This is a genomic window from Variovorax sp. J22G73, assembly GCF_030317035.1.
Taxonomy (GTDB): Bacteria; Pseudomonadota; Gammaproteobacteria; order Burkholderiales; family Burkholderiaceae_C; genus Variovorax.
In genome coordinates this window covers 62,008-84,437 of the sequence record NZ_JASZYK010000005.1, presented here as the reverse complement: position 1 = coordinate 84,437, position 22,430 = coordinate 62,008, and the positions used below count along the sequence as shown (strand labels likewise).

General features: G+C 69.9%; 19 protein-coding genes. 12 read left to right on the top strand and 7 right to left on the bottom strand.

All coding sequences use genetic code 11. The features are described from left to right. Positions 1 to 58 precede the first annotated feature (58 nt). Both QTI51_RS19865 and QTI51_RS19860 read left to right on the top strand, forming a co-directional pair. Complete coding sequence (locus tag QTI51_RS19865) at positions 59 to 961, top strand: SDR family NAD(P)-dependent oxidoreductase (protein WP_286515255.1); 903 nt, start codon at positions 59 to 61, stop codon at positions 959 to 961. A gap of 186 nt (positions 962 to 1,147) precedes the next feature. After that, positions 1,148 to 2,938 carry a tannase/feruloyl esterase family alpha/beta hydrolase gene (locus QTI51_RS19860; protein ID WP_286515254.1) on the top strand — a complete coding sequence of 597 codons (1,791 nt, stop codon included), beginning with the start codon at positions 1,148 to 1,150 and terminating at the stop codon, positions 2,936 to 2,938. A gap of 96 nt (positions 2,939 to 3,034) precedes the next feature. Here QTI51_RS19860 and QTI51_RS19855 read toward each other — a convergent pair whose 3' ends face one another. Beyond that, positions 3,035 to 4,906, bottom strand: a complete 1,872-nt coding sequence (locus tag QTI51_RS19855; RefSeq protein ID WP_286515253.1) for a carboxylesterase family protein — start codon at positions 4,904 to 4,906, stop codon at positions 3,035 to 3,037. Positions 4,907 to 5,109: 203 nt separating this feature from the next. Between QTI51_RS19855 and QTI51_RS19850 the strand changes: the two genes are divergently transcribed. From QTI51_RS19850 to QTI51_RS19830, 5 genes are all read left to right on the top strand, one after another. Continuing rightward, positions 5,110 to 5,523, top strand: a complete 414-nt coding sequence (locus tag QTI51_RS19850; RefSeq protein WP_286515252.1) for a RidA family protein — start codon at positions 5,110 to 5,112, stop codon at positions 5,521 to 5,523. A gap of 4 nt (positions 5,524 to 5,527) precedes the next feature. Next, on the top strand, positions 5,528 to 6,535 hold the full coding sequence (locus QTI51_RS19845) for a pyridoxal-phosphate dependent enzyme (protein ID WP_286515251.1): 1,008 nt from the start codon (positions 5,528 to 5,530) through the stop codon (positions 6,533 to 6,535). 77 nt (positions 6,536 to 6,612) lie between these two features. Continuing rightward, on the top strand, positions 6,613 to 7,602 hold the full coding sequence (locus tag QTI51_RS19840) for a tripartite tricarboxylate transporter substrate-binding protein (RefSeq protein ID WP_286515250.1): 990 nt from the start codon (positions 6,613 to 6,615) through the stop codon (positions 7,600 to 7,602). A 5-nt stretch (positions 7,603 to 7,607) separates the two neighbouring features. Then, on the top strand, positions 7,608 to 8,699 hold the full coding sequence (locus QTI51_RS19835; RefSeq protein ID WP_286515249.1) for a DUF2817 domain-containing protein: 1,092 nt from the start codon (positions 7,608 to 7,610) through the stop codon (positions 8,697 to 8,699). Positions 8,700 to 8,751: 52 nt separating this feature from the next. Next, positions 8,752 to 9,783, top strand: a complete 1,032-nt coding sequence (locus tag QTI51_RS19830; protein ID WP_286515247.1) for an AraC family transcriptional regulator — start codon at positions 8,752 to 8,754, stop codon at positions 9,781 to 9,783. Between the two features lie 48 nt (positions 9,784 to 9,831). Here the strand turns inward: QTI51_RS19830 and QTI51_RS19825 are convergent, their stop codons facing one another. From QTI51_RS19825 to QTI51_RS19810, 4 genes are all read right to left on the bottom strand, one after another. Continuing rightward, positions 9,832 to 11,103, bottom strand: coding sequence for an MFS transporter (locus QTI51_RS19825; protein WP_286515245.1), 1,272 nt, complete (start codon positions 11,101 to 11,103; stop codon positions 9,832 to 9,834). A 102-nt stretch (positions 11,104 to 11,205) separates the two neighbouring features. Next, the gene (locus QTI51_RS19820; protein WP_286515244.1) at positions 11,206 to 11,967 is read right to left on the bottom strand and encodes an alpha/beta fold hydrolase; all 762 of its coding nucleotides are present in this window, start codon (positions 11,965 to 11,967) and stop codon (positions 11,206 to 11,208) included. A 71-nt stretch (positions 11,968 to 12,038) separates the two neighbouring features. Further along, positions 12,039 to 12,719 (bottom strand): type 1 glutamine amidotransferase domain-containing protein, encoded by a 681-nt coding sequence (locus tag QTI51_RS19815; protein ID WP_286515242.1) that lies wholly within the window; start codon positions 12,717 to 12,719, stop codon positions 12,039 to 12,041. Positions 12,720 to 12,826: 107 nt separating this feature from the next. Beyond that, entirely contained in the window at positions 12,827 to 13,432 is a 606-nt protein-coding gene (locus QTI51_RS19810) for a TetR/AcrR family transcriptional regulator (protein WP_286515241.1), read from the bottom strand. Between the two features lie 111 nt (positions 13,433 to 13,543). Between QTI51_RS19810 and QTI51_RS19805 the strand changes: the two genes are divergently transcribed. Beyond that, entirely contained in the window at positions 13,544 to 14,746 is a 1,203-nt protein-coding gene (locus QTI51_RS19805; RefSeq protein WP_286515240.1) for an MFS transporter, read from the top strand. 47 nt (positions 14,747 to 14,793) lie between these two features. On the opposite strand, the gene QTI51_RS19800 is transcribed toward QTI51_RS19805, so the two are convergent. Beyond that, on the bottom strand, positions 14,794 to 15,654 hold the full coding sequence (locus QTI51_RS19800; RefSeq protein WP_286515238.1) for a helix-turn-helix transcriptional regulator: 861 nt from the start codon (positions 15,652 to 15,654) through the stop codon (positions 14,794 to 14,796). 78 nt (positions 15,655 to 15,732) lie between these two features. Here QTI51_RS19800 and QTI51_RS19795 point away from each other — a divergent pair, with 78 nt between their 5' ends. Continuing rightward, positions 15,733 to 16,629 (top strand): SDR family oxidoreductase, encoded by an 897-nt coding sequence (locus tag QTI51_RS19795; RefSeq protein ID WP_286515236.1) that lies wholly within the window; start codon positions 15,733 to 15,735, stop codon positions 16,627 to 16,629. A gap of 28 nt (positions 16,630 to 16,657) precedes the next feature. Here QTI51_RS19795 and QTI51_RS19790 read toward each other — a convergent pair whose 3' ends face one another. Continuing rightward, positions 16,658 to 17,395, bottom strand: coding sequence for an SDR family oxidoreductase (locus tag QTI51_RS19790; RefSeq protein ID WP_286515235.1), 738 nt, complete (start codon positions 17,393 to 17,395; stop codon positions 16,658 to 16,660). Positions 17,396 to 17,615: 220 nt separating this feature from the next. On the opposite strand from QTI51_RS19790, the gene QTI51_RS19785 reads away from it, so the two are divergent. The 3 genes from QTI51_RS19785 to QTI51_RS19775 are packed head-to-tail and all read left to right on the top strand — an operon-like array spanning position 17,616 to position 22,339. Next, positions 17,616 to 19,844: a hypothetical protein gene (locus QTI51_RS19785; RefSeq protein WP_286515233.1), complete on the top strand. Its 2,229-nt coding sequence runs from the start codon at positions 17,616 to 17,618 to the stop codon at positions 19,842 to 19,844. 11 nt (positions 19,845 to 19,855) lie between these two features. Beyond that, a complete protein-coding gene (locus tag QTI51_RS19780) occupies positions 19,856 to 20,125 on the top strand; it encodes a hypothetical protein (protein ID WP_286515231.1) in 270 nt (89 codons plus the stop codon). A 45-nt stretch (positions 20,126 to 20,170) separates the two neighbouring features. Then, positions 20,171 to 22,339: a phosphocholine-specific phospholipase C gene (locus QTI51_RS19775; protein ID WP_286515229.1), complete on the top strand. Its 2,169-nt coding sequence runs from the start codon at positions 20,171 to 20,173 to the stop codon at positions 22,337 to 22,339. Positions 22,340 to 22,430 lie beyond the last annotated feature (91 nt).

Here is a 22,430-nt window from a genome sequence, read left to right as displayed (position 1 = left end):
CCCACCACGGCCCGAACCCAGGCCCGAACCCCGAATTTCAATCCTCCAAGGAGTTTCAATGCAGAAGTTGCTGGAAGGCCGCGTGGCCATCGTTACAGGAGCAGGCAGCGGCCTGGGCAAGGCCCACGCGCTGGAGCTGGCGCGGCACGGCGCGCGCGTGGTCGTCAACGACGTGGCGGGCTGCCATGCCGGCTCGCCCGGTGCCCTCGTGGTCGAGGAAATCGCGCGCGCAGGCGGGATGGCGATCGCCGACGGCGGCGACGTGACCCAGTTCGCGCAGATGGAAGCCATGGTGGCGCGCGCGCTCGGCGAGTGGGGCCGCATCGACATCCTGGTGAACAACGCGGGCGTGCTGCGGGACAAGAGCTTCGCGAAGATGTCGCTCGACGACTTTCGGCGCGTGATGGACGTCCACCTGATGGGCGCCGTGCACTGCGTGAAGGCCGTGTGGGAGCACATGCGCGCGCAGGGCTACGGCCGCATCGTGATGACCACGTCGTCGTCGGGCCTGTACGGCAACTTCGGCCAGGCCAACTACAGCGCGGCCAAGATGGCGCTGGTCGGGCTCATGCAGACGCTGGCGCTCGAAGGCATGCGCCAGAACATCCGCGTGAACTGCCTGGCGCCCACCGCGGCGACGGCCATGACCGCGGGCGTGCTGCCGCCCGACGCGCTCGCCCGGCTGCAGCCGGACTATGTGAGCCCCGGCCTGATCGCCCTGTTGAGCGAAGACGCACCGACGCGCGCCATTCTGCTGGCGGGCGCGGGCAGCTTCGAAAGCGCGCACATCACCATGACGCAGGGCGTGTTCATCGACGGCTCCGGCGACACGGCTGCGCAGGTGTGCGCGCGCATGAATGAAATTACCGACCGGCACGGCGAGCGCGTGCCCTCGACCGGCTTCGAGCAGTACCAGCTGGAGCTGTCCAAGGCAGGGTTCGAGGTGCCGCTGCCTCACTGAGCAAGCCACGGAAGGTCACCGAGGGTTTGCACGGCGTCCTGCCCGCACACAGGATGCGCCGATCGGGTGTCGGTCCCGCACATTGGTTTCGACTCGCCGGCGCGCGAGACTTTGTTCGGCCCCGAGCGGGCCGGCATGACCGCCGCAACGGCGGCATGCGTTCCACACGAACGACATCGGAGACCTATGACATCCAGCAATCGAGACTTCGTCCTGGGCGTGGCCGCCTGCCTTGCGGCGGGCGCTACCCTGGTCGGCTGCGGCGGGGGAGGCGGCGGCAGCGGCTTTCCGCTGCTCGTGCCGCCTGCCGCCGGGCAGCCGGCCGCCCCGCCAGCACCCCCACCTCCGGTCCCGCCGGCGCCGCCTCCCGCGCCCTCCGCGGGGCTGGCCTGCGAGCAGCTTCAGGGCCTGGCCATTCCCGCCTCGGCCATCGGCCTGCCGACCTCGGGCGCGAGCGTGACCAGCGCCAAGACCGTGGCGCCCGCAGGCACGGGCGCCGCCGCGCTGCCCGAGTACTGCGAGGTCGCGGGCAAGATCGCGCCGGTCGACGGCACCGCGCCGGACATCCGGTTCGCCGTGGCCCTGCCCACCGCCTGGAACCAGAAGGTGGTCATGCTCGGCGGCGGCGGCTTCAACGGCACCGTGCCCAACGTGAAGGGCAACGTGCCCAACGGCCCCGTCGACAAGCTCACGCCGCTGGGCCGCGGCTACGCGACCTTCGCGAGCGACTCGGGCCACCAGGCCAACGCGCTCGGCTCGCAGGACGGCCTGTTCGGGCTCAACGACGAAGCGGTTCGCAACTTTGGCGGCGACGCACTCAAGAAAACGCACGACGCGGCGCTGGCGGTGATCGGCGCGCGCTACGCGGCGAGCCCCGCCAAGTCTTACTTCGCGGGCGGCTCCACCGGCGGGCGCGAGGCGCTGACCGCCATCCAGCGCTGGCCCGCGGACTGGGACGGCGCCATTGCGTGGTACCCCGCCTGGAACGACGCGGCCGCACTGCTGGGCGGCCACCGCATGAGCCGCGCGCTCGCGCAGCTCGGCGCGTACCTCAACACCGCGAAGCGCGAGGTCTTGTACGACGCCGCGATGGAAGCGTGCGACGCACTCGACGGCGCGACCGACGGGCTCATCAGCAACCAGACGCTGTGCAACGCGCGCTTCGATCCCTCGACCGCCACGCTGCGCGGCGTGGCGCTGCGCTGCCCCGGCGGCGCCGACACGGGCAACACCTGCCTGTCGGACGCGCAGATCGCGGCCATGAAGACCATCGACACCGCCACAACCTTCCGCTTTGCGCTGGCCAGCGGCGAAACGCAGTACCCCGGCTACAACATCTGGGGCGCCGACCCCGGCATTGCCAGCCGCACCTCGCCGCTGGAGCCGGTGGTGACCTTCCTGGCGTTCGGCACCTCGCAGCCCGCGCGCCCCATGCCGGCGACCGCGCCCTACGTGAGCGTGCTGACCGACCAGTGGATCAAGTATTCGGTGACGCGCGACGCCGGGTTCGACTCGCTCTCGCTCGACCCCGAAGACCCGGGCCCGTGGGCGAGCCGCATCAGCGCGCTGAGCACCCAGCTGGACGCGAGCACCGACATTTCCGCGTTCAAGGCCCGCGGCGGCAAGCTGCTGCTGGCGCACGGGCTGGCAGACGTGCTGGTCAGCACGCGCGCCACCGAGCAGTACTACCAGCGGCTGCAGTCGAGGATGGGCCCGTCGGAGGTGGACTCGTTCGCCCGCTACTACGAAGTCGCGGGGCTGGGCCATGCCGTCAGCAGCACCTTCAACGCCACGTGGGATTCACTGACCGCGCTGGAAGCCTGGGCCGAAAAAGGCACCGCGCCGACCGGCCAGGTGACGACGGACACGGCCGGGGTGCCGGGGCGCACGCGGCCGTTGTGCAACTACCCGAAGTGGCCGCAGTACCGTGGGAGCGGCGATGTGAACGCGGCAGCGTCGTTCCAGTGCGTGAACTGAGGCGCCCGCTTCGGTGAAGGGCTTGCTGGCCGACCGCCGCGGCGGTCGGTCAGCGGCCTCGGCGCCTTTGATCTTCGGCGCCTCGATCTCCAGAGGCTATTGCACCGAGATCGTCTTCGCCGTTTGCGTCGCGTTGAACAGCAGCGTGGCCGGCCATTGCGACCACGTCACGCCCAGGGCCGCGTCGTTCGGGTCGCCTCTCAGCGCGAAGGCGCCGATGCTGCGCATCATCGCGTCCGACAGCGCCAGCCGGCCCGGCTTGTTGGCGCTGCTGTTCACGAAATTGGCGTACAGCGACGGCCCGAAATTGCCGAACACGAACGGCAGGTCGAAGGCATGGGCGGCGCCGAACACCTCGTTGAACGGCGCCGGCTCCTGGTCCCAGTCGAAGCGGTAGTTCCACACCTTCTGCCCCGCATTGGCCTGCAACGCGGCCGCCAGGCTGTCGCGGTTGGGAATGAACCAGTGCTGGTTGATGTAGTCCGTGGTGGCGGTGAACCCCGGGTACGGCGCGGTCGTCGGCAGGAACTGCGGGGGAATCCAGTCGGCCACCGTCATCGCGGGCGCCGCGTCGGGGTCGTAGCTGAACGCCTTGGCGAACACCACCGGGTCGGTCAGCGTCGCCAGGCGGCCCGGCGCCAGGCCCAGCCACGGAAACGTCGAGACGGGAAACAGCTTGATCTCGTCACGCGCGTTGCCGATCAGCACCGGCACCTTGAGGTAGCGCCCCGCCCTGATTTCCGTGGTCGGGTTGAGCGGCAGCACGACGCCGTCCGGTATCGGGTTGGCGCCGCCCTGGCCGGCGGGCGCCAGCTTGGTCAGCACCGTGTCGAGCACCTGGTCGGCGCTCTTGCTGCGCAGGTAGTCGGCGATCTGCGCGGCGCTGCGGGTGGCAATGTAGGCCGTGGCCGCCGTGGTGTTGGGCGCTGTTCCGTCGGACACCAGCAGGTTGGTGAGCAGCGCATTCGCCCGCGTGGCCCACACCGACTTGTCTTCCAGCGACGGCACGAACCAGTTCTGCCCGCCCGTTTGCGCGGCGAGCGCGGGCGGCACATCGACGTCGCGCGCGATGCCGCCGCTGATGGGCACCAGGCGGTGCACCAGCGCCGGGTTGGCGTTGACGACCAGCGGCATGGTCATGACCGCCAGCACGTTCACCGCGCCCGCCGACTGGCCCATCAGCGTCACGTTGCCGGCGTCGCCGCCGAAGCTGGCGATGTTGCGGTTGACGAACTGCAGCGACTTGTAGATGTCGAGCAACGCAAAGTTTCCGGAATCGCTTTGCACGTCGCCGGCATCGCCGGTCTTCAGCTGCGCCAGGTTCAGGAAGCCCAGCACGCCCAGCCGGTAGTTGACGGTGACCACCACCGCATTGGCGGCCTTGGCCAGGGCCGCGCCGTCGTACACGGGGTCCGCGGTGTAGCCCGTGATGTTGCTGCCGCCGTGCACGAAGACGATGACCGGCAGGTTTTCGGTCGTGGTGGCGGGGCGCCACACGTTGAGGTACAGGCAGTCTTCGGCGCCCACCGTGCTGTTGTAGCTGGTGCCGATGGTGGCGTCGTACCGGTTGTTGAGGCCGGGGCCGTACAGGCGCCCCGACGATGCGCAGGCGTTGCCGAACTGCTGCGTGGTCTTCGGGCTCGACCAGGCATCGGCGTCGACGGGGGCCTTCCAGCGCAGCGCGCCCACGGGGGCCTTGGCATAGGGAATGCCTTTCCAGGCGTAGGTGCCGCTGGTGGCCGATTGGTCGCTCCCGATCACCACGCCCAGCGTGGTGACGCGCTCGGTGGGCGGTGCTGAAGCCGAGGGTGGCGGTGCCGCTGCCGGCGCCGCCGGCGCGGGAGGCGGCGCCGCGGGCAGGATGCCGCCCGCGGCCACCGTTCCTGCCCCGTCCCCTCCCCCGCAGGCCGTCAGGCTGAGGGCGGCCAGCAGGGTGCATGCGGTGGCCAATGAATTGCGTCGAAACATGGTGTCTCCGTTGTTGTCGTTGATGACAGCGGAGTCTTTGCGCGATGCCTCGCGGGATCAATGTCAGGCGCGCATACCGGCGGGGTGAGCGCGGTGTCCTCGCCGTCCACCGCGTAAACCCTGAGCAGTTCTTGCCCCGCGCGCAAAGAAATCCGAGCGCCGCGCAAAGGATTTTTTCCAGCCCCTTCCCTAGACTGGCACCCATGCCTCTTGCCGACACGCCCGCCTCCGCCGACAGCGCGCCACGCCCGCTGGCTCCATATTTCTCATCCGCCCGCCGCGAGGGCGACTGGGTGTTCGTCAGCGGCCAGATGGCGTTCGACGACCACCTGCGCATCGCGGGCGACACCGTCGGCGAGCAGACACGGCGTTGCCTGGCGCGCATCGACGGCATCCTGCAGGCCGAAGGACTGGCCCTGGCGGACGTCGTCAAGACCACGGTGTGGCTCGGCCAGGTCGCCGACTTTCCCGAATTCAACGAGAGCTACGCCGCGGTCTTCGCCGCCACGCAAGCCCCGGCCCCGGCGCGCTCCACGGTGCGCGCCGACCTGATGATGCCGGGCGCGCTGGTCGAGATCGAAGCCATCGCCCGCAATGTCGGCGCCCCCAAGGACTGATGCCATGACCACCTCCGCCGCACTCCCCGACCTCGACCTCGACGCCATCCGCGACACCGCGCGCGCGAACGCCGACGCGCTGCTGCGCACGCCCGTCGCGCCGCTGCATGGCGCCACGGTCGAGCGCCTCATCGGCCGTGCCGATGTCGTCATGAAGCTGGAGCTGTTCCAGCGCACCGGCACCTTCAAGGCGCGCGGCGCGCTGAACTCGGTGCGTCGCCTCACGCCCGCGCAGAAGGCGCTCGGCATCACGGCCGTGAGCGCCGGCAACCACGCGGTGGCCGCCGCCTTCGCGGCGCGCGAAGCGGGCGTGAACGCGAAGATCGTGATCCAGGCGTCGGCCAATCCGGCGCGTGCGGCGCTGGCGCGCTCGTACGGCGCCGAGCTGCTGGTCGCGCCCGACGGCGCCACCGGCTTCGCCATGGCCGAGGCGCTGGTGCGCGACGAGCAGCGCAGCTTCATCCATCCCTTTGAGGGCGAATCTGTGTCGCTGGGCACCGCCACGCTGGGCCTCGAGTTCGCCGAGCAGGCACCGGCGCTCGACGTGGTGCTGGTCGCGGTGGGCGGCGGCGGGCTGGCCAGCGGGGTGGCCACGGCCATTCGCAAGATGCTGCCGTCGTGCCGCGTGATCGGTGTCGAGCCCGAGGGCGCCGACGTGATGCGCCGCAGCTTCGAGGCCGGCTCGCCGCAGCGCATGGACAAGCTGTCGACCATCGCCGACAGCCTGGCGCCGCCCATGACGCTGCCCATGGCCTACGGCCTGTGCCGTCGCCACATGGAGCGCATCGTGACGGTGAGCGACGACGAGATCTGCCGCGCGATGGCGGTCATGTTCCGCGACGCCAAGCTGGCCGTCGAGCCCGCGGGCGCCACCGCGCTGGCCGCGCTGCTGGGGCCACTGCGCGAAGAACTGCGCGGCGCGCGCACCGGGCTCATCGTGTGCGGCGCCAACATCGACGCGGACACCTTCGCGCAGCAACTGGCGCGCGGCGAACGCTTGCTCGCGGCCTGAGCACGCGCAGACCGCGAGCAAGCGTGCGCCGCGCAAGCGCCCGCCTCCCTTTTGTTTTTCCCCTTGGAGCTACCCCGATGAAGCGACGCGCCCTCCTGTCCCTGTTGCCCGCCGGTGCGCTCGCCGGTGCCCTGCTGCCGCGCCTTGCCGGCGCGCAGGCCGCCGCGCCGGAACTGCCGCGCACGATACGGCTCGTGGTCGGCTACCCGGCCGGCGGCACGGCCGACGCGGTGGCGCGCATCTACGCCGAGGGCCTGCAGAAGCGCCTGGGCATCAACGTCATCGTGGACAACAAGCCCGGGGCGGGCGGCCAGCTCGCGGCCGACCAGTTTCGCGCGCTGCGCCCCGACGGCAGCGCGCTGCTGCTGGGCAACAGCCACATGTTCTCGACCCTGCCGCTGACCTCGCGCACGGTGCGCTACGACCCGGTGAAAGACTTCGCGCCGGTGGCGCGGCTCGCCACCTTCGAAGTGGCGCTGGCCGTGAGCGCCGAGCAGCCGGCGCGCAGCGTGAAGGAATACATCGCGCTGGCGAAGGCGCATCCGCAGGCGCGCAGCTTCGGCATTCCGGCCGCGGGCAGCTCGCCGCATTTCGTGGGCTACGTGGTCGGCAAGCAGGAAGGCGTCGAGCTGCTGCCGGTGCCGTACAAGGGCGGCGCGCCGCTGCTGGCCGACCTGATCGGCAACCAGGTGCCGGCCGGCATCGACGCGCTGGGCGGCTTCGTCACGTCGCACAAGACGGGCAAGATCCGCATCCTTGCCGTGACCGGGCCGCGGCGCAGCGCCTCCGTGCCCGAGGTGCCGACCTTCGGCGAGCTCGGCTACAAGTCGCTGGGCAGCTCGAGCTGGGTCGGCCTGTTCGCGCCGCCGGGCACGCCGCAGGCCTTCATCGATCGCATCAACGCGGCCGTCATCGAGGTGGCCGCCCTGCCGGCCACGACGGCCAACCTGACCACCGCCGGCTTCGACACCGCGCCCAGCACGCCGCAACAGCTGCATGACGCGGTGCGCAGCGAACTGGCGCTGTGGCAGCCGATCATTCGCGAGTCCGGCTTTCAGATCGACTGACGACGATGCACCCCGACACCCTGTTCAGCGCCGACTTCGCCACGGCGCGCGCCAAGTTCCTGGCCGCCTGCACGCTGCGCGGGCTGGCCCCGCAAACCCACGTGCATCCGCTGGCCGGCGCGCACGGCGAAACGCTGGCGACCGACGTGGTGCGCATCGGCCCGGACGACGCCGAGCGCCTGCTGGTGCTGACCTCGGGTGTGCACGGCGTGGAGCTGTTCGCCGGCGCGGGCTGCCAGCTCGACTGGCTGCTGACGCACGCCGCCGACGCGCTGCCGCGCGACACCGCCGTGGTGCTGGTGCACGCCATCAACCCGTGGGGCGCGTCGTGGCTGCGGCGCTATACGGAAGACAACGTCGACCTGTGCCGCAACTTCATCGACCATTCGGTGCTGCCGCCCTCGCCGGCCTACGCGGCGCTGCATGCGGCCCTCGACCTCGATCCCGACGATGCCGACGCCGCTGCGCGTGGCGACGCGATGCTGGCGGACTTCGCGCACGCACGCGGCAACGACGCGCTCTACAACGCGTTGATGGCCGGCCAGTACACGGTGCCGCACGGCATGGGTTTCGGCGGACAGGCGCCGACGTGGTCGCGCAAGACCATCGAGGCGGTGCTGCGCAAGCACGCGGCCGGGGCCAGCGAGGTGTGCCTGGTCGATTACCACACCGGCCTGGGCCCCTACAGCTACGGCTCGATCGTCGCGCTGCAGCAGGGCGCGGACCTGGCGCGCATGCGCGAGGCGTTCGGCCCCTGGGTGGTGGCCGTGCACGAAAGCGACGCGCCCGAAGACTTCGCGCCCGTCACCGGCCACACCACGCCGGGCTACGAGCGCACGCTGGCACATGCGCGGGTGACAGCCGCGGTGCTGGAGTTCGGCACCGGCCGGCCGCAGCGCATGCTGGAGCTGCTGGTGCGCGACCAGCGCGAATGGGCCGCGGGCGCGGGCCGCGCGCGGTTGTCCGCGGTGCGGCGCGAACTGCTCGAATTCTTCTATCCGGCCGATACGGCCTGGCAGCAAAGCCTTGTCGACCAGTCGCGCCAGGTCATCGAACGGGCGCTGCGTTTTCTCTCGCGCAGGCCGCACACGACCTGAAGTGCGGGCGTATGCTTGCGACCCTCGTCAACCAGGACCGAGGACTCCGCACATGGACATGCCGTTCAGCCTGCCTTCCGCCTACGCGCTCGAATCGGCGCGCAGCTGGGGGCGCACGCAGGGCCTCACGGTCACGCCCACGGGGCGGGCGGCGCAGGGACGGCGCGAGTTCCTTTCGTTTCGTCCGGGCTTCTACCTTGCCATCGGCCACGTAAGGCATGTGGAACACAGCCGCGAGGTCTACCGCAGCGGCGACTTCATCAAGCTGCACTTCAGGCTCGAAGGCGAGAGCCAGGTCGGCCAGCCCGACGCCCGCGCCACGCAGACGGTGCACGCCATGAGCGTCAGCACGCTGCTGCAGCCGCCCGGCTCAACCAAGGAAGAAGTGTTTGCCAGCGAAGTGCACGAGCGCTCGGTCACGCTGTGCTGCTCGCGCAGCTTCCTGGTCGAAGAGCTGGGGCTGGCCGCGCAGCAGCATTTGCACGGACCGTTCGGCGCCTTCGTACAGTCGACGCCTGCGCACTTCGAGCTGCTGCGCTTTCCGCTGGCGCCGGCCCAGCACGACATTGCCGCCGCCCTGCTCGACGACGCGCGCGACGACGCGTTTCGCGGCATGTACGCGGAGGGCAAGGCCTTCGAGCTGCTGCACGGCTTTCTGACGAGCCGGCTGGAGGACCGTGACGCGCCTTGCGGGTCCTACGCACCCGACATGCAGACGCTTCAGGCGCAGCAAGCGATCCATGCACGGGAAGGGCTGGCGCCGGTCAAGCACTACATCGACGCGAACCTCGACCAAGCCTTCGACATGCAAGCGCTGGCGCGGCGCTTCGGCCTCAGCGAGAGCCGCCTGGCACGACGCTTTCGCCAGGCCTTCGGGGTCGCGCTGTTCGCGTACGTCGCCCAGGCCCGGCTGGCGCGGGCGCGCTCGCTGCTGGAGGCCGGGCGCATGAGCATCACCGAGGTGGCGCTGGAAGTCGGCTATGGCCACGCGGCCAACTTCAGCACCGCGTTCAAGCGGCACTTCGGCATCACGCCGCAAGGCCTGCGCAAGGCGGCGCGCGAGGGGCGCGTTCCGGTCATGTGAGGTATCGGACGGGCGAGCGAACAGTGCATTCGGTGCAGGTGCACCCGATCAAGCAGGCCGCGGCCTGTTCGGCGCCAGGAAAGGCGCCAGTAAAAACATCAGCGTGCCCGCGGCCACCAGCGCCCAGACGGCCACATGAAAGCTCCCCGTCAGGTCGCGCAGCAGCCCGAGCGTGAGCGGCCCCAACGCGCCCAGCAGGTAACCGATGAACAGCACGAACGACGTCCACGAATTGGCTTCGTCGGCGCTCGACGTGTGGTCCAGCGGCAGGGTCATGCCCAGGGCGAAGGAGCCACCGATGCCGCCTGCGATCAGGGGAATGGTGACCAGCGGCACAAGGTTGGGCGCAACGGCCATCGCGCACAGCCCCGCCAGTGCGATGCCCGCGAACAGGCCGACCACCCCTCTGCGGTCGTCTGTCTTGCCGAGCAGCGCAGGCAGCGGATTGGCCAGCATGAAGGTCGTCGTGAAACTCGCGAGCGCCAGCACCGTGGTGGTGTGCGTGGCGCCGAACTCCCGGTACATCGGCGCGAGCCAGGAGAGCAACCCGAAGAACAGGAAGTTGTTGGTCGCGAAGTAGAAGGCCACCCGCCACGCCTTCGATGAACGCGCCGGATGCGCATGGACGGCATCTGCAAGCGCAACGGGTTGCGCAGGCAGCCGGCGTTCCGAGCGGGCCACGTACAGCCACGCGGCAATGGCGGTCAGGCCCGGCAATGCCCAGAACCCGGTGCCCAGGCGCCAGCCGCCGCCATGCGCCGCCAGCGGACCGGTGATGGCCGCGGCAAGGGTGCTGCCCAGCCCGAGCGACATGGCGTACAGGCCCATCAGCAGGGACACGTGCCGTGGGAACCGGGCCTTCACGAAACCCGAGATCAACGCGCCGGCGATGGCGATGCCCGCGCCCACGCCGGCCGTGGTGACGAGCAGCAGGGCCGTCGTTCCCACGAAGGCCCTGAGCAGCGTGGCAACGCCCAGCACCGCCAGCGCGGCCAGGATCACGCGGTCGCGGCCGAAACGGCGCGCCAGCCACGGGGTAGGCAATGCCAGCAGCCCCATGAGCACGTTCGGAATCACGGTCAGCAAGGAGGCCTGCGTGTTCGAGATTCCGAACTCGCCGCGGATCTGCTCCAGCATCGGGCCGATGGAAACGATGCCGGGGCGCAAGTCCATGGCCACCAGCACGATGCACGCGATGGCGGCCGCGAGCGTCATGGCCGAAGGGGTTGGCGTTGCGGTCGCGGCGCTCGCCGTTCGGTTGGGCGCCGTGCGCCAGCCGAACGGTGTCGGCGCGATGGTGTGGGTCGTGCTGGAAGACATGGCGTCGAGCTCGCTCGTTGGACTGGGGTTGGCTTCAGTCGATGGCTCGCGGGATCAGCGCCGAGGCGCCGACGCCGATCTCCGCCGCCCTCTGCCGAGCTGTCACTTCGCGCTGGCGTTGACCGCCGCGATGATCACGGCCGCGACCTCCTTGGGGCGCGACTGTTGCGGCACATGGCTGGTCGGCAATGTCGTCGTGGTCGCACCGATCTTCCTGGCCATGGCGCGCTCCAGGTCGGGCGAGATGATGCGGTCGTTGGCGCTCACGATGAACCACGAGGGGCGCGTCTTCCACGCGGCCACGGTCGTCTTGTCTTCGAGGGCCTTGGCCTGCAGCGGACCTTGCGTCACGGCCATGACCGCGGCCTGCGCGCGCGGCACGTCCGGCGCGAAGTCTTCGGCGACGGCCTGGGGCGGCAGCGTGAGCCAGCCCTTGGCGTCGGGCACCAGCCGCTTGGCGCCCGGCGACGGCGGGTAGTCCTTGCCCAGTTCGGCGGACGACTGGCCCGCGTCCGGCGCGAAGGCCGCCACGTAGACCAGCCCGGCCACCTTGTCGTTGTCGCCCGCCTCGGTGATCACGGTGCCGCCCCACGAGTGGCCGACCAGCACCACCTTGCCCTTCTGGTTGTCGATGGCGCGGCGCGTGGCCGCGACGTCGCCGGCGAGCGACTCGAGGCCGTTCTGCACGGCGGTCACGTGGATGCCCTTGGCCTGCAGCAGCGGAATCACCTTGGCCCAGTCGGAGCCGTCGGCGAAGGCGCCGTGCACGAGAACGACCGAAGGAAGGTCGGCTGCGACCGCGTTGCCGCCGAGCAAGGCTGCGGTGGCGAGTGCGACGGATGAAAGCGCGTTGCGAATGTTCATGGGAAAGCTCCGGTGGATGTCGGTGAGGGTTGAAGTCGGGAAGTCAGGAAAAGTGCGAAGGAGCGCGGGTCTCAGCCCGCGACTTTGCTCAGCAGCAGCTGGGCAGCCTCGGCCGAGGAGCCGGGGTTCTGTCCGGTGATGAGCAGGCCGTCCGCCACGACATACGAGGACCAATCGGCGCCCTTCGAGTACAGCCCGCCCTTCGCCTTGAGTTCGTCTTCGACCAGGAAGGGCACGACCTTCGTCAGGCCCACAGCCTCTTCCTCGGTGTTGGTGAACCCGGTCACGTTCTTGCCTTCGACGAGCGGCTTGCCGTCGGCGCGCTTCACATGGCGCAGCACACCCGGCGCATGGCACACGAGGGCCACGTACTTGCCGGCAGCGATGAACGATTCGATCAGCGCGATGGAGTGCTTGTCTTCCGCCAGGTCCCACAGCGGGCCATGGCCGCCCGGATAGAAAACGGTGTCGAAGTCGGCCTGCGAAACGCTGTCCAGGCGCACGGTGCTGGCGAGTTGCGCGGTAGCTTCTGCGTCGGCTTCGAAGCGCCGCGTCAGGTCGGTCTGGAACGAAGGCTCGTTGCTCTTGGGGTCCAAGGGCGGCTGGCCGCCGTTGGGCGAAGCCAGCACGATTTCAGCGCCTGCCACCTTGAAGGCGTAGTAAGGGGCGGCAAGCTCTTCGAGCCAGAAACCGGTCTTGCGGCCGGTGTTGCCGAGTTCGTCGTGCGAGGTCAGGACCATCAGAATCTTCATGTCGTTTCTCCAGAAAAAAGTTGATAAGTAAAAACATTAGACCGGTCTACTAGTGATCCGGCCTGAAAAAAGCACCTCGGTTCGAAGTGCATCCAGACCTGCCCCGTTCAGTGGGTCAGGTGAAGAATTTGGCGCGTGGTTTTCAAGGCCGCTTCGAAGGGCTCCCGGTCCCGCACGATCTTGACCATCACGCTGGCGCCCAGCCACAGCTGGTAAAGGCTTTGCGCGGTTTCTTCGGGCGAGCCGTGGATGGAGAGCGACTTTTCCGCGATGCCGGCTTCGAGCGCCTTGGCCAACCGGCTGGTGATGCCGGCGGTGCCCTTCTTCAGCGCGAGGCGCATGGCTTCGGACAGGTCCGCGACCTCCGCGCCCAGTTTCACGGCCAGGCATTTGCCTTGGCAATCCATGAACGACTGCGTGTCGCGCCAGTCGGCGAAGTAGTTCATCACGCGCTGTGCCATTGTCTGGCCGGGCTTGGCGAGCGTCCGGTCGATTTCGGCCAGGTACTCGTCGAAATAGCTGTCCAGCAAGGCTTCGCCGTAGGCTTCCTTCGAGCTGAAGTAGTGATAGAACGAGCCTTTCGGAACGCCCGAAGACGCCAGGATTTCATTCAGGCCGACGGCCGTGAACCCTTTGGCCGCCATCATTCGCTGGCCCGCCGCAAGGATGTTGTCGCGGGCGCTGGTGGATTCGGGAGTGATCGTCTTAACCATGGCGCAATTCTAGTGATGAAATAGACCGGTCGTCTAGTGCCCGTGCAAACTTTTTTTGCGCGGGTCGAAGACCGGCCAGCCAAGCGCCATCCCGGAAAGGCCTGGACCACCGTGAACCCCTCCGTTCCCGCGCGCGTGCTCCCGGTGATCGTGTTCTCGCAGTTCGCCGGCACCTCGCTGTGGTTCGCCACCAATGCCGTCATGCCCGACCTGCAGGCGGCCTGGGGGCTGGCGCCGTCCGCGGTCGGCACGCTCACGTCGGCGGTGCAGCTCGGCTTCGTCATGGGCACGCTGGTGTTCGCGCTGCTCACCATCGCCGACCGCTACAGCACGACGCGCCTGTTCCTCGCGTGCGCCGTGGCCGCTTCCGTGGCGAATGCGGCGGCGGCCTTTCTCCCCACCGGCGCCTGGGTGGCCTTGCTCGCCTCGCGCTTCGCGGTGGGCTTCCTGCTGGCGGGCGTCTACCCGGTCGGCATGCGCATCGCGGCGAGCTGGTACCGCGAAGGCCTGGGTGCGGCACTGGGCCTGCTGGTCGGCGCGCTCGTGCTCGGCACGGCGCTGCCCTACGGCCTGCGCGCGGCCGGCTGGGGCGAAGGCGCGCCTTCGCTGTTGTCGTGGCAAGGCGTGCTGCTCGGCGTGTCGCTGCTGGCCATTGCCGGCGGGCTGGCGACCGCGCTGCTGCTCCCCGACGCGCCCCGCGGCGTTGTCGCGCGGCAAAAGATCAGCGCCCGCGGGCTGGTCGCCATCTGGAGCGACCGCTGCTTGCGCGCCTCGGTTTTCGGCTACTTCGGCCACATGTGGGAGCTCTACACCTTCTACGTGCTGGTCCCGTTCATCCTCGCCACCCGCGTGGCGGCACCGGCGGTGAGCGCGACGGCGTTCTGGATCATCGCGAGCGGGGTGCTCGGCTGCGTCGGCGGCGGCCTGCTGGCGCGGCGCATGGGCAGCGCACGCGTCGCCGGCACGCAGCTGGCCATGAGCGGCGCCTGCGCGCTGGCGGCACCCTGGCTGCTGCATGCGCCGTTGCCCGTGTTCACGGCGTGGCTGCTGCTGTGGGGCATCACGGTGGCCGGCGATTCGCCGCAGTTCTCCGCCCTCAGCGCGCGCAATGCGCCGCCCCAGCTGGTGGGCAGCGTGCTGACTTTCGCCAACTGCATCGGCTTCGGCATCACGGTGCTGAGCATCGAGCTGTTCGTGCGCGGCACGCGGGTGATGCCGCTGGACGTCTTGTTGCCGGGCCTGGCGCTGGGACCGGCGGTCGGGCTGTGGATGCTGCGGCCGCTGCTCGCGGGGGAACCCGCGCGCTCCCCATAGAGCCGGGCCCACGCTGTGCACCGGCGCAGGTCTTCGGCCGCCTATGCCTACCCCTCTGCCGACTCGACCCGCCCACTGATCTTCTTCGCATCCTCCGGCGTCGCCGGGTTGTAGACCACCATGCTCAGGTCCGTGCGCCCGTCCACCGCGAACGCCGAGTACTCGAAGGCCAGCGGCCCGAGGGTCGGATGCGTGATGTGCTTGACCGCCTCCCCATGCGCGCCGCGGATCTCGTTGTCGGCCCACATGGCCTTGAACTCGGGGCTGAGGTGGCTCAGCTCGTCGACCAGCGGCTGCACCGCCGCCGCCGCGCCGGCGCGCGCCGCGTCCACCCTGAACGCGCCGAGCACGAAGCGCGCGACGCTCTCCCAGTCGAGCTGCTCGGCGCGCGGCCTCGGGTCGAGAAAGATGTAGCGCAGGATGTTGCGGCGCTCCGGCGGCAGCGAGCCGTAGTCCAGCAGCATCACGGTGGCCGCGCGGTTCCACGCGACCACGTCCCAGCAGGCGGTGCGGATGATGGCCGGGCTCGGGTCCAGCGCGTCGAGCACGCGCTGCAGCCGCGGCGTGACGCCTTCGCGCTGCTGGTAGCGCACGTCGGGCGGGCGGCCCAGGCCCAGCAAAAAGAGGTGCTCGCGCTCGAAGTCCGTGAGCATCAGCGCGTGCGCGATGCGCCCGAGCACTTCCGCCGAAGGCGCGCCGCCGCGTCCCTGCTCCAGCCACGTGTACCAGGTGGGGCTGATGTGGGCGCGCTGCGCCACTTCTTCGCGCCGCAGGCCGGGCGTGCGGCGGCGCTGCACCGAGAAACCCAGCGCCGCCGGGTCCAGCTTGGTTCGCCTGTCTTTCAGGTACGCGCCGAGCGCGCTCTCGGGCGGGGGCACCACGCGCTTGTCCATCCTGTTAGCTTTCATACCATGATGAGCTCACTACTTTACCGGGATGAGCGCAGCGCGGACAGTGCTTCCTTCGACGTTTTTGGAGACTGTTCCATGCAGGTATTTGTCACAGGCGCCACCGGCTTCATCGGCTCGGCGGTGGTGAAGGAATTGATTGCGGCGGGGCACGGCGTGCTCGGTCTCTGCCGCTCGCAGGAGAAGGCCGCCGACCTGGCCGCCGCCGGGGCCGAGGTGCTGCTCGGATCGATCGAGGACGCGGACATCCTCACGCAGGGCGCGGCCCGTTCGGACGGCGTCATCCACCTCGCGTTCAACCACGACTTCTCGAAGTTCGCGGCGAACTGCGAGGACGACCGCCGCGTGATCGCCACGCTGGGCGCGGCGCTCGCGGGCTCGAAGCGCCCCTTGCTCGTCACCTCCGGCACGGCCATCGCCAACACCGCGCCGGGCCAGCCGGCGACCGAAGACGGCGCGACCGTCGGCTCGCAAACGAACCCGCGCGCGGCATCCGAAGAAGCGGCCGCGGCACTGGCGGCGGACGGCATCAACGTGTCCGTCGTGCGCCTGCCGCAGGTGCACGACACGCGCCGCCAGGGCCTGATCACCTACGTGATCGATGTCTACCGCGACAAGGGCGCGTGCACGTACATCGGAGACGGCAGCGTCAGCTGGCCCGCCGCGCACATCTCGGACGTGGCCCGCCTGTACAGGCTCGCGCTGGAGCGGGCCGAGCCGGGCGCGAAGTACCACGCGGTGGCGGAAACGGGCGTCTCGTTTCGCGAAATCGCCGAAACGCTGGGCCGCCGGCTCAACCTGCCGACGCGCTCCATCGCCGCCGAAGACGCAGCCGCCACCTTCGGCTGGCTCGCGATGTTCGCGGCCCACGACATGACGGCATCGAGCACGCAGACGCGCAAGCAACTCGGCTGGGAACCGGGCGGCCCGCGCATGCTGGACGACCTGAAGCAGCTGCAGCTCGACGTGCACTGACCGTCGACGAGCCCGCCCTCAGTCCCTCTCAATAGGGGCTGGCGGTAGGCCGCACGATCACCTCGCTCACGTCCACATCGTCCGGCTGGTCGATCGCGTACGCCACGGCGCGCGCAATCGCCTCCGGCGGGATCGCGATGCGCCGGAACGCCTTCATCGCGTCGCGCGCGCTGTCGTCGGTGATGGAGTCCGCCAGCTCCGACTCGACCACGCCCGGGCTGATGACCGTGACGCGGATGCGGTCCGTTTCCTGGCGCAGCCCGTCGGAGATGGCGCGCACCGCGTACTTGGTGGCGCAGTACACCGCCGCGGTCGGCGAGACCGCGTGGCCGCCGATGGAAGAGACATTGACGACCTGGCCCTTTCCGCGCGCCTCCATGCCCGGCAGCACGGCCGCGATGCCATGCAGCACGCCGCGCACGTTCACGTCGAGCATGCGGTTCCACTCGTCGACCTTGAGCGCGTTCAGCGGCGACAGCGGCATGACCCCCGCGTTGTTGACGATCACGTCGACCGGCCCGTACGTGGCCTCCGCGAAGGCGACGAACTGCTGCATGTCTTCGAGGCGCGTGACGTCCAGCGCGCGGGCGCTCACGCGCAGGCCCTGCTCGCGCAGCTCGAGCGTCAATGCCTGCAGGCGCTCGGTGCGCCGCGCGCCGATCACCACGCGGTGCCCCGCCGCGGCCAGCGCGCGCGTCACGGCTTCGCCGATGCCGCTGCTCGCGCCGGTGACGAGAACGACCTTGCCTTGATTCGTGTTGCTCATTGCGTCTCTCCAGAATGTGAAGACGCAAATGCTATTTGCCGGGGCCTTGTGCGCGAAGACCTGAGAGTCCGCGTTTGTTGCACGATCCTCCACGACATGCCGCGCGCGCTCCTGACGAAAAAACCGACAGGAGCATCGAAATACTCATGGGCTTTCGTCGCTGGCACGTCACCCCGCTCTTCTGTAATTCGACCACCCCCACATCAGAGGCAGTCGAAACATGTCAGTCGCGCGATCTCCCTTCACGTCCTTTCGAGACACCGGCCGGCAGGCGCGTGCCTTCGCCATCACCGCCGTGCTCGTGGCCACGGCCGTCACGTTGAGCGCCTGCGGCGGTGGCAGCTCGGGCAGCGCGGGCGTGGCCTTGCCGCCGCCTGCGGCCACCGCACCCGAAACGCCTGACACACCGACCATCCCGGGCACCCCGGGCACCCCGCGCGCGCTGGTCATCGACCTCGACGGCGCCACCTACAGCGCGGTGCAGGCCGGCATCGCCGCGGGCACCCTGCCCCACCTCGCGAAGCTCGACCTGCGGCTGGCCTACAGCGGCGGCATGGCCGGCACGCCGAGCCAGCAACCCACGCTGGACACGCCCGGCTGGGCCACGCTGCTGACCGGCAGCTGGGCCAGCCGCCACCAGGTGATGTCCGAGGCACCGAAGCAGGCGGTGCGCACCGCCACCGTGTTCCAGATCGGCACGGCGAAGAACCTCGGGGCCAACGGCGCAGCCGTGGCCTCCGCCGGCCTGGCGCAGCTGCTGTCCTCCGACCACGACAGCGGCTCGCTGGCCACGCTCACCGACTGCTCCGCCGATGCCGCCGCCACCGACTGCGTGACCACGCAGGCCACGCAACTGATCGGCGGCGGCTACGCCACGGTGCTCGCGCAGTACCGCGCGAGCAAGGACGCCGCGCGCGACTTCGGCCTCGGCTCCGCGCAGTACGCAGGCACGCTGGCAAAGCTCGACAAGGCCGTCGGCACGCTGGTCGACGCCACCTCGAAGCGCGCGAGCGAACGCTGGCTGGTGGTGGTGACCGGCAACCACGGGCTCAGCGCCAACAGCCAGGACGATGGCCTGCCGCTGGTGCCCGAGTCGAGCACCTTCATCGGCCTGAACCAGCCCGCCAACATCGGCGCGCAGGGCGTGGGCGCGAGCGTGCCGGCCACGCTGGCCGAGCTCTATGCGAACGCCAGCCTCGCCGACGTGGCACCCACCGTGCTCGCCCACCTGGGCGCGTTGCCGGAGGCGAAGAACTACGCGATGGACGGCGCCCGGCTGCTCGGCGCGCAACCCGTGTCGCAGCTGGGCGCGTCGGTGGCTGACAACAACTCCGCCAGCGCCAGCGTCGTGCTGACGTGGACGGCGCCCGCCACGGGCACCGTGACCGTGCTGCGCGACGGGCAGGTCATCGCGTCGAAGCTCCCGGCGGGCACCGCCACCTACACCGACAACCAGCTCTCGCAGGTGCTGAACGCCAAGGGCACCTACCAGTTCAGCTACGCGGTGCAGGCAGGCGAAGAAGCAGGTGAAGAAGCGAATGAAGGCGCGGGTGCCGCATCGCGGGCCGTGCTCTCGCCCCTGGTGTCCTACGTGCCGCCGGTGCCGCTGGCCGCGTCGCTGCTGAACGGCCTGGTGTCTTACTACCCGTTCAGCGCCACGCTGCCGCCGGTGGACGCCATGGCGCACAGCACGATGGGCCCCGCCGCAAGCGACCTCCCGGCGGCGGCCGGCCTCGTCGTGCCCGGTCCCTTCGCGGGCAGCAGCGGCCTGCTGGTCGACACCAACTTCGTCACCACCGCGGGCGTCGAGGGCTACCGGCTCACGCCGGCCGCGGGCTTCGACATCTCGAAGGGCACGGCGCCGCAGTTCACCATCGGCCTGTGGTTCAAGACGCCGTCGTGCGTGGCGACCAACAACGTCACCATCGTCTCCAACAAGAGCTATGTGAGCGGCGGTAACGCGGGCGTGGCCATCGGCCTGTTCGCCAGCGCGGGCAACCAGTGCGGCGTGGCCTTCAACATCGGCTCGGGCGGCGGGGTGCGCGCCGACGGGCCGACCAGCCCCTACACGCAGATCACCGTCAACCGCTGGGTGTACATCGCCTTCTCGGTCGACGGCGTGGCCAAGACGATGAACATGACCGTGTTCGACCCGGTGACGAGCACCACCAACCGTGTGGCCGTGGGCAAGTCGACCGGCAGCGTGGACCTGTCGAAGCTCTCGCCGTACCCGCAGTGGGGCATCGGCGACGACGGCACCGGCACCTTCCTGATGAACAAGTGCAACGGCTCGGTCACGCCGCCCTACTTCGCGGGCAAGTGCGCCACCGCGCCCACGTACCAACACCACTTCGGCGACCTGGCGATGTGGAACCGCGTGCTGAGCGATGCGGAGCTGCAGTCGATCTTCCTGTCGAACAAGCCGCTGTCGACGCTGTCGGCCCACTGAGGGGAAGCACGATGACGTCCAGCTTTCTTCCTGGGCTGCGCGCCCTGGCCGCCGCGGGCACGGCCTGCGTGTTCGTCGCCGCGTGCGGCGGCGGTGGTGGTGGAGGTGGCGGCGCCCAGCTGCCAGCGATGCTCCCCACGGCTGCCGCGCCGGCCACCACCGGCGACGGCGCGGCTCCCGAACAAGCCCCCCTAGGGCCCGCGCCCTGCGCCAGCTGCGCCGCCGGCGGCACCGACGTGCCCCCTGCGCAGCAGCACGCCAGGCTCGACTGCGCGCCCTGAAGACCCACGCGCACCGCTCCATCAAACAACGGCCACACACCCACCATGACCTCATTGAATCGCCGCGCGCTGCTTCGCGCCGTCGCGGCCGGCGCCGCCCTCGGCCCCTTTCCGCCCGCCATCCAGCGCGCGCTGGCCATTCCGGCGAACAACGCCACGGGCACCATCAACGACGTGGAGCACGTCATCATCCTGATGCAGGAGAACCGCTCCTTCGACCACTACTACGGCACCATGCCCGGCGTGCGCGGCTTCAGCGACCGCTTCACCATTCCGATGGCCTCGGGCCAGCCGGTGTGGCTGCAGCAGGGCGCGGCCGACGCGGTGCAGCCCTTCTACCTCGACGCCACCAAGGGCAATGCCCTGCGCGTGGGCGGCGCGCACGACTGGGGCGACCAGCAATCCGCATGGGACGGCGGGCGCATGGCCGCATGGCCCAAGGCCAAGGGCACCAAGATCTCGATGGGCTACCTGCAGCAGCCGGACCTGCCGTTCCACTGGGCGCTGGCCAACGCCTTCACGATCTGCGACGCGTACCACACGTCGATCCACACCGGCACCTTCACCAACCGCATGTTCATGTGGAGCGGCACCAACGGCGCCAACGTGGCCGGCCAGGCCTGCGTGACCAACGCCAACTGGGGCGGCCTGGGCCCCTCGGCCGACGGCCTGCCCTGGACCACCTACCCCGAGCGCCTGCAGGCCGCGGGCGTGCGCTGGAAGGTCTACAACCGACCGGGCAACAACAGCAACAACAACCAGCTCGTCGCCTTCGCCTCGTACCGCGCGGTGGACGAGCAACTGCGCGCGCAGGGCTCGCCGAACACCGCCTACAGCCCCGCGATGGAAGCGCAGTCGCCGCTGTACAAGGGCTTCGGCAACACCATGCCCGACGGCGGCTACCTGCAGGCCGTGGCCGACGACATTGCCGCGGGCACGCTGCCGCAGGTGAGCTGGATCGTCGCGCCCGGGCCCTACAGCGAGCACCCGAGCATGTCCGTGCCGGGCCAGGGCGCGTGGTACATGCAGACCCTGCTAGACATGCTCACCGCCAACCCCGAGGTGTGGAGCAAGACGGTGCTCATCGTCAACTTCGACGAGAACGACTGCTTCTTCGACCACATGCCCCCGCCCGCCCCGCCATGGCGCAACGCCGACGGCAGCTACGAAGGCAAATCGACGGCCGACATCGCCAACGAGTACTACACGATGCCCGCGCCCGCCGGCGACACGAAGAAGGTGACGCCCGACGGCCGGCCCTTCGGCGCCGGCGTGCGCCTGCCGATGCTGGTGATTTCGCCCTGGAGCGTGGGCGGCTGGGTCAACTCGCAGGTGTTCGACCACACCTCGACCTTGCGCTTCCTGGAGCAGCGCTTCGGCGTGCGCGAAAGCAACATCAGCCCGTGGCGGCGCGCCGTGTTCGGCGACCTGATGTCGTGCTTCGACTTTCGCAACCCGAACAGCGCCAAGCCCGCGCTGGCGACCGCGCCGACCCGGGCGCAGGCCGATGCCACGCTCACGCAGCAGGTGGCCGCGCCCGGCGTGCCCGTGCCGGCGGCGGGCTCGGTGCCGCTGCCTTCCCAGGCGCTGGCCCTTCGGCCTTCACGCGCGCTGCCCTACCGGCTGCACACCAGCGCCAACGTCGACCTGGCCAACGGGCAGGTGTGGCTCACGTTCAGCAACACGGGCACGCAGGGCGCTGTGTTCCATGTGTACGACGAGCTCGACCTGTCGCGCTACCCGCGCCGCTTCACCGTGGAACCCGGCAAGATGATTTCGGACGCATGGAAGGCCGGGGCGGGCAACGCAGGCAACGGGGGCAATGCGGGCAGATACAGCCTGTGGGTGCTGGGCGCGAACGGCTTCCACCGGCACTTCAAGGGCGACCTCGCCGCGCTGGCCGCCGGAGCGAACCCCGAGGTGCGCGTGTGCTACGACCCCGCGGGCAATTCGGTGTACCTCACCGTCATGAACATGGGCAACGCACCAGCGACGGTGACCGTCACCGCCAACGCCTACCGAAGCGACGGCCCGTGGACCTACACCGTGGCGCCCGGCATGCAGGTGGAACCGACGTGGAGCCTGGCGGACACGCGCAGCTGGTATGACTTCACACTGGCCATGCCTGGCGGCTTCGAGCGGCGCTTCGCGGGCCGACTGGAAACGGGGCAGGACGGCGTGAGCGACCCGGCCATGGGCATCGCGCCCGCATAACCCGCATAACCCGCATAACCCGCATAACCCGCACAGCCCGCATAGCCCGCAACGGCGGGTAGCCCTGGCGACGCTGAAGAGCATTGCGGCT

Bases quoted from the DNA above. Each gene is read 5' to 3' on its own strand.
- QTI51_RS19865 (WP_286515255.1), top strand. From the start codon at position 59: ATGCAGAAGTTGCTGGAAGGCCGCGTGGCCATCGTTACAGGAGCAGGC.
- QTI51_RS19860 (WP_286515254.1), top strand. From the start codon at position 1,148: ATGACATCCAGCAATCGAGACTTCGTCCTGGGCGTGGCCGCCTGCCTT.
- QTI51_RS19855 (WP_286515253.1), bottom strand. From the start codon at position 4,906: ATGTTTCGACGCAATTCATTGGCCACCGCATGCACCCTGCTGGCCGCC.
- QTI51_RS19850 (WP_286515252.1), top strand. From the start codon at position 5,110: ATGCCTCTTGCCGACACGCCCGCCTCCGCCGACAGCGCGCCACGCCCG.
- QTI51_RS19845 (WP_286515251.1), top strand. From the start codon at position 5,528: ATGACCACCTCCGCCGCACTCCCCGACCTCGACCTCGACGCCATCCGC.
- QTI51_RS19840 (WP_286515250.1), top strand. From the start codon at position 6,613: ATGAAGCGACGCGCCCTCCTGTCCCTGTTGCCCGCCGGTGCGCTCGCC.
- QTI51_RS19835 (WP_286515249.1), top strand. From the start codon at position 7,608: ATGCACCCCGACACCCTGTTCAGCGCCGACTTCGCCACGGCGCGCGCC.
- QTI51_RS19830 (WP_286515247.1), top strand. From the start codon at position 8,752: ATGGACATGCCGTTCAGCCTGCCTTCCGCCTACGCGCTCGAATCGGCG.
- QTI51_RS19825 (WP_286515245.1), bottom strand. From the start codon at position 11,103: ATGTCTTCCAGCACGACCCACACCATCGCGCCGACACCGTTCGGCTGG.
- QTI51_RS19820 (WP_286515244.1), bottom strand. From the start codon at position 11,967: ATGAACATTCGCAACGCGCTTTCATCCGTCGCACTCGCCACCGCAGCC.
- QTI51_RS19815 (WP_286515242.1), bottom strand. From the start codon at position 12,719: ATGAAGATTCTGATGGTCCTGACCTCGCACGACGAACTCGGCAACACC.
- QTI51_RS19810 (WP_286515241.1), bottom strand. From the start codon at position 13,432: ATGGTTAAGACGATCACTCCCGAATCCACCAGCGCCCGCGACAACATC.
- QTI51_RS19800 (WP_286515238.1), bottom strand. From the start codon at position 15,654: ATGAAAGCTAACAGGATGGACAAGCGCGTGGTGCCCCCGCCCGAGAGC.
- QTI51_RS19795 (WP_286515236.1), top strand. From the start codon at position 15,733: ATGCAGGTATTTGTCACAGGCGCCACCGGCTTCATCGGCTCGGCGGTG.
- QTI51_RS19790 (WP_286515235.1), bottom strand. From the start codon at position 17,395: ATGAGCAACACGAATCAAGGCAAGGTCGTTCTCGTCACCGGCGCGAGC.
- QTI51_RS19785 (WP_286515233.1), top strand. From the start codon at position 17,616: ATGTCAGTCGCGCGATCTCCCTTCACGTCCTTTCGAGACACCGGCCGG.
- QTI51_RS19780 (WP_286515231.1), top strand. From the start codon at position 19,856: ATGACGTCCAGCTTTCTTCCTGGGCTGCGCGCCCTGGCCGCCGCGGGC.
- QTI51_RS19775 (WP_286515229.1), top strand. From the start codon at position 20,171: ATGACCTCATTGAATCGCCGCGCGCTGCTTCGCGCCGTCGCGGCCGGC.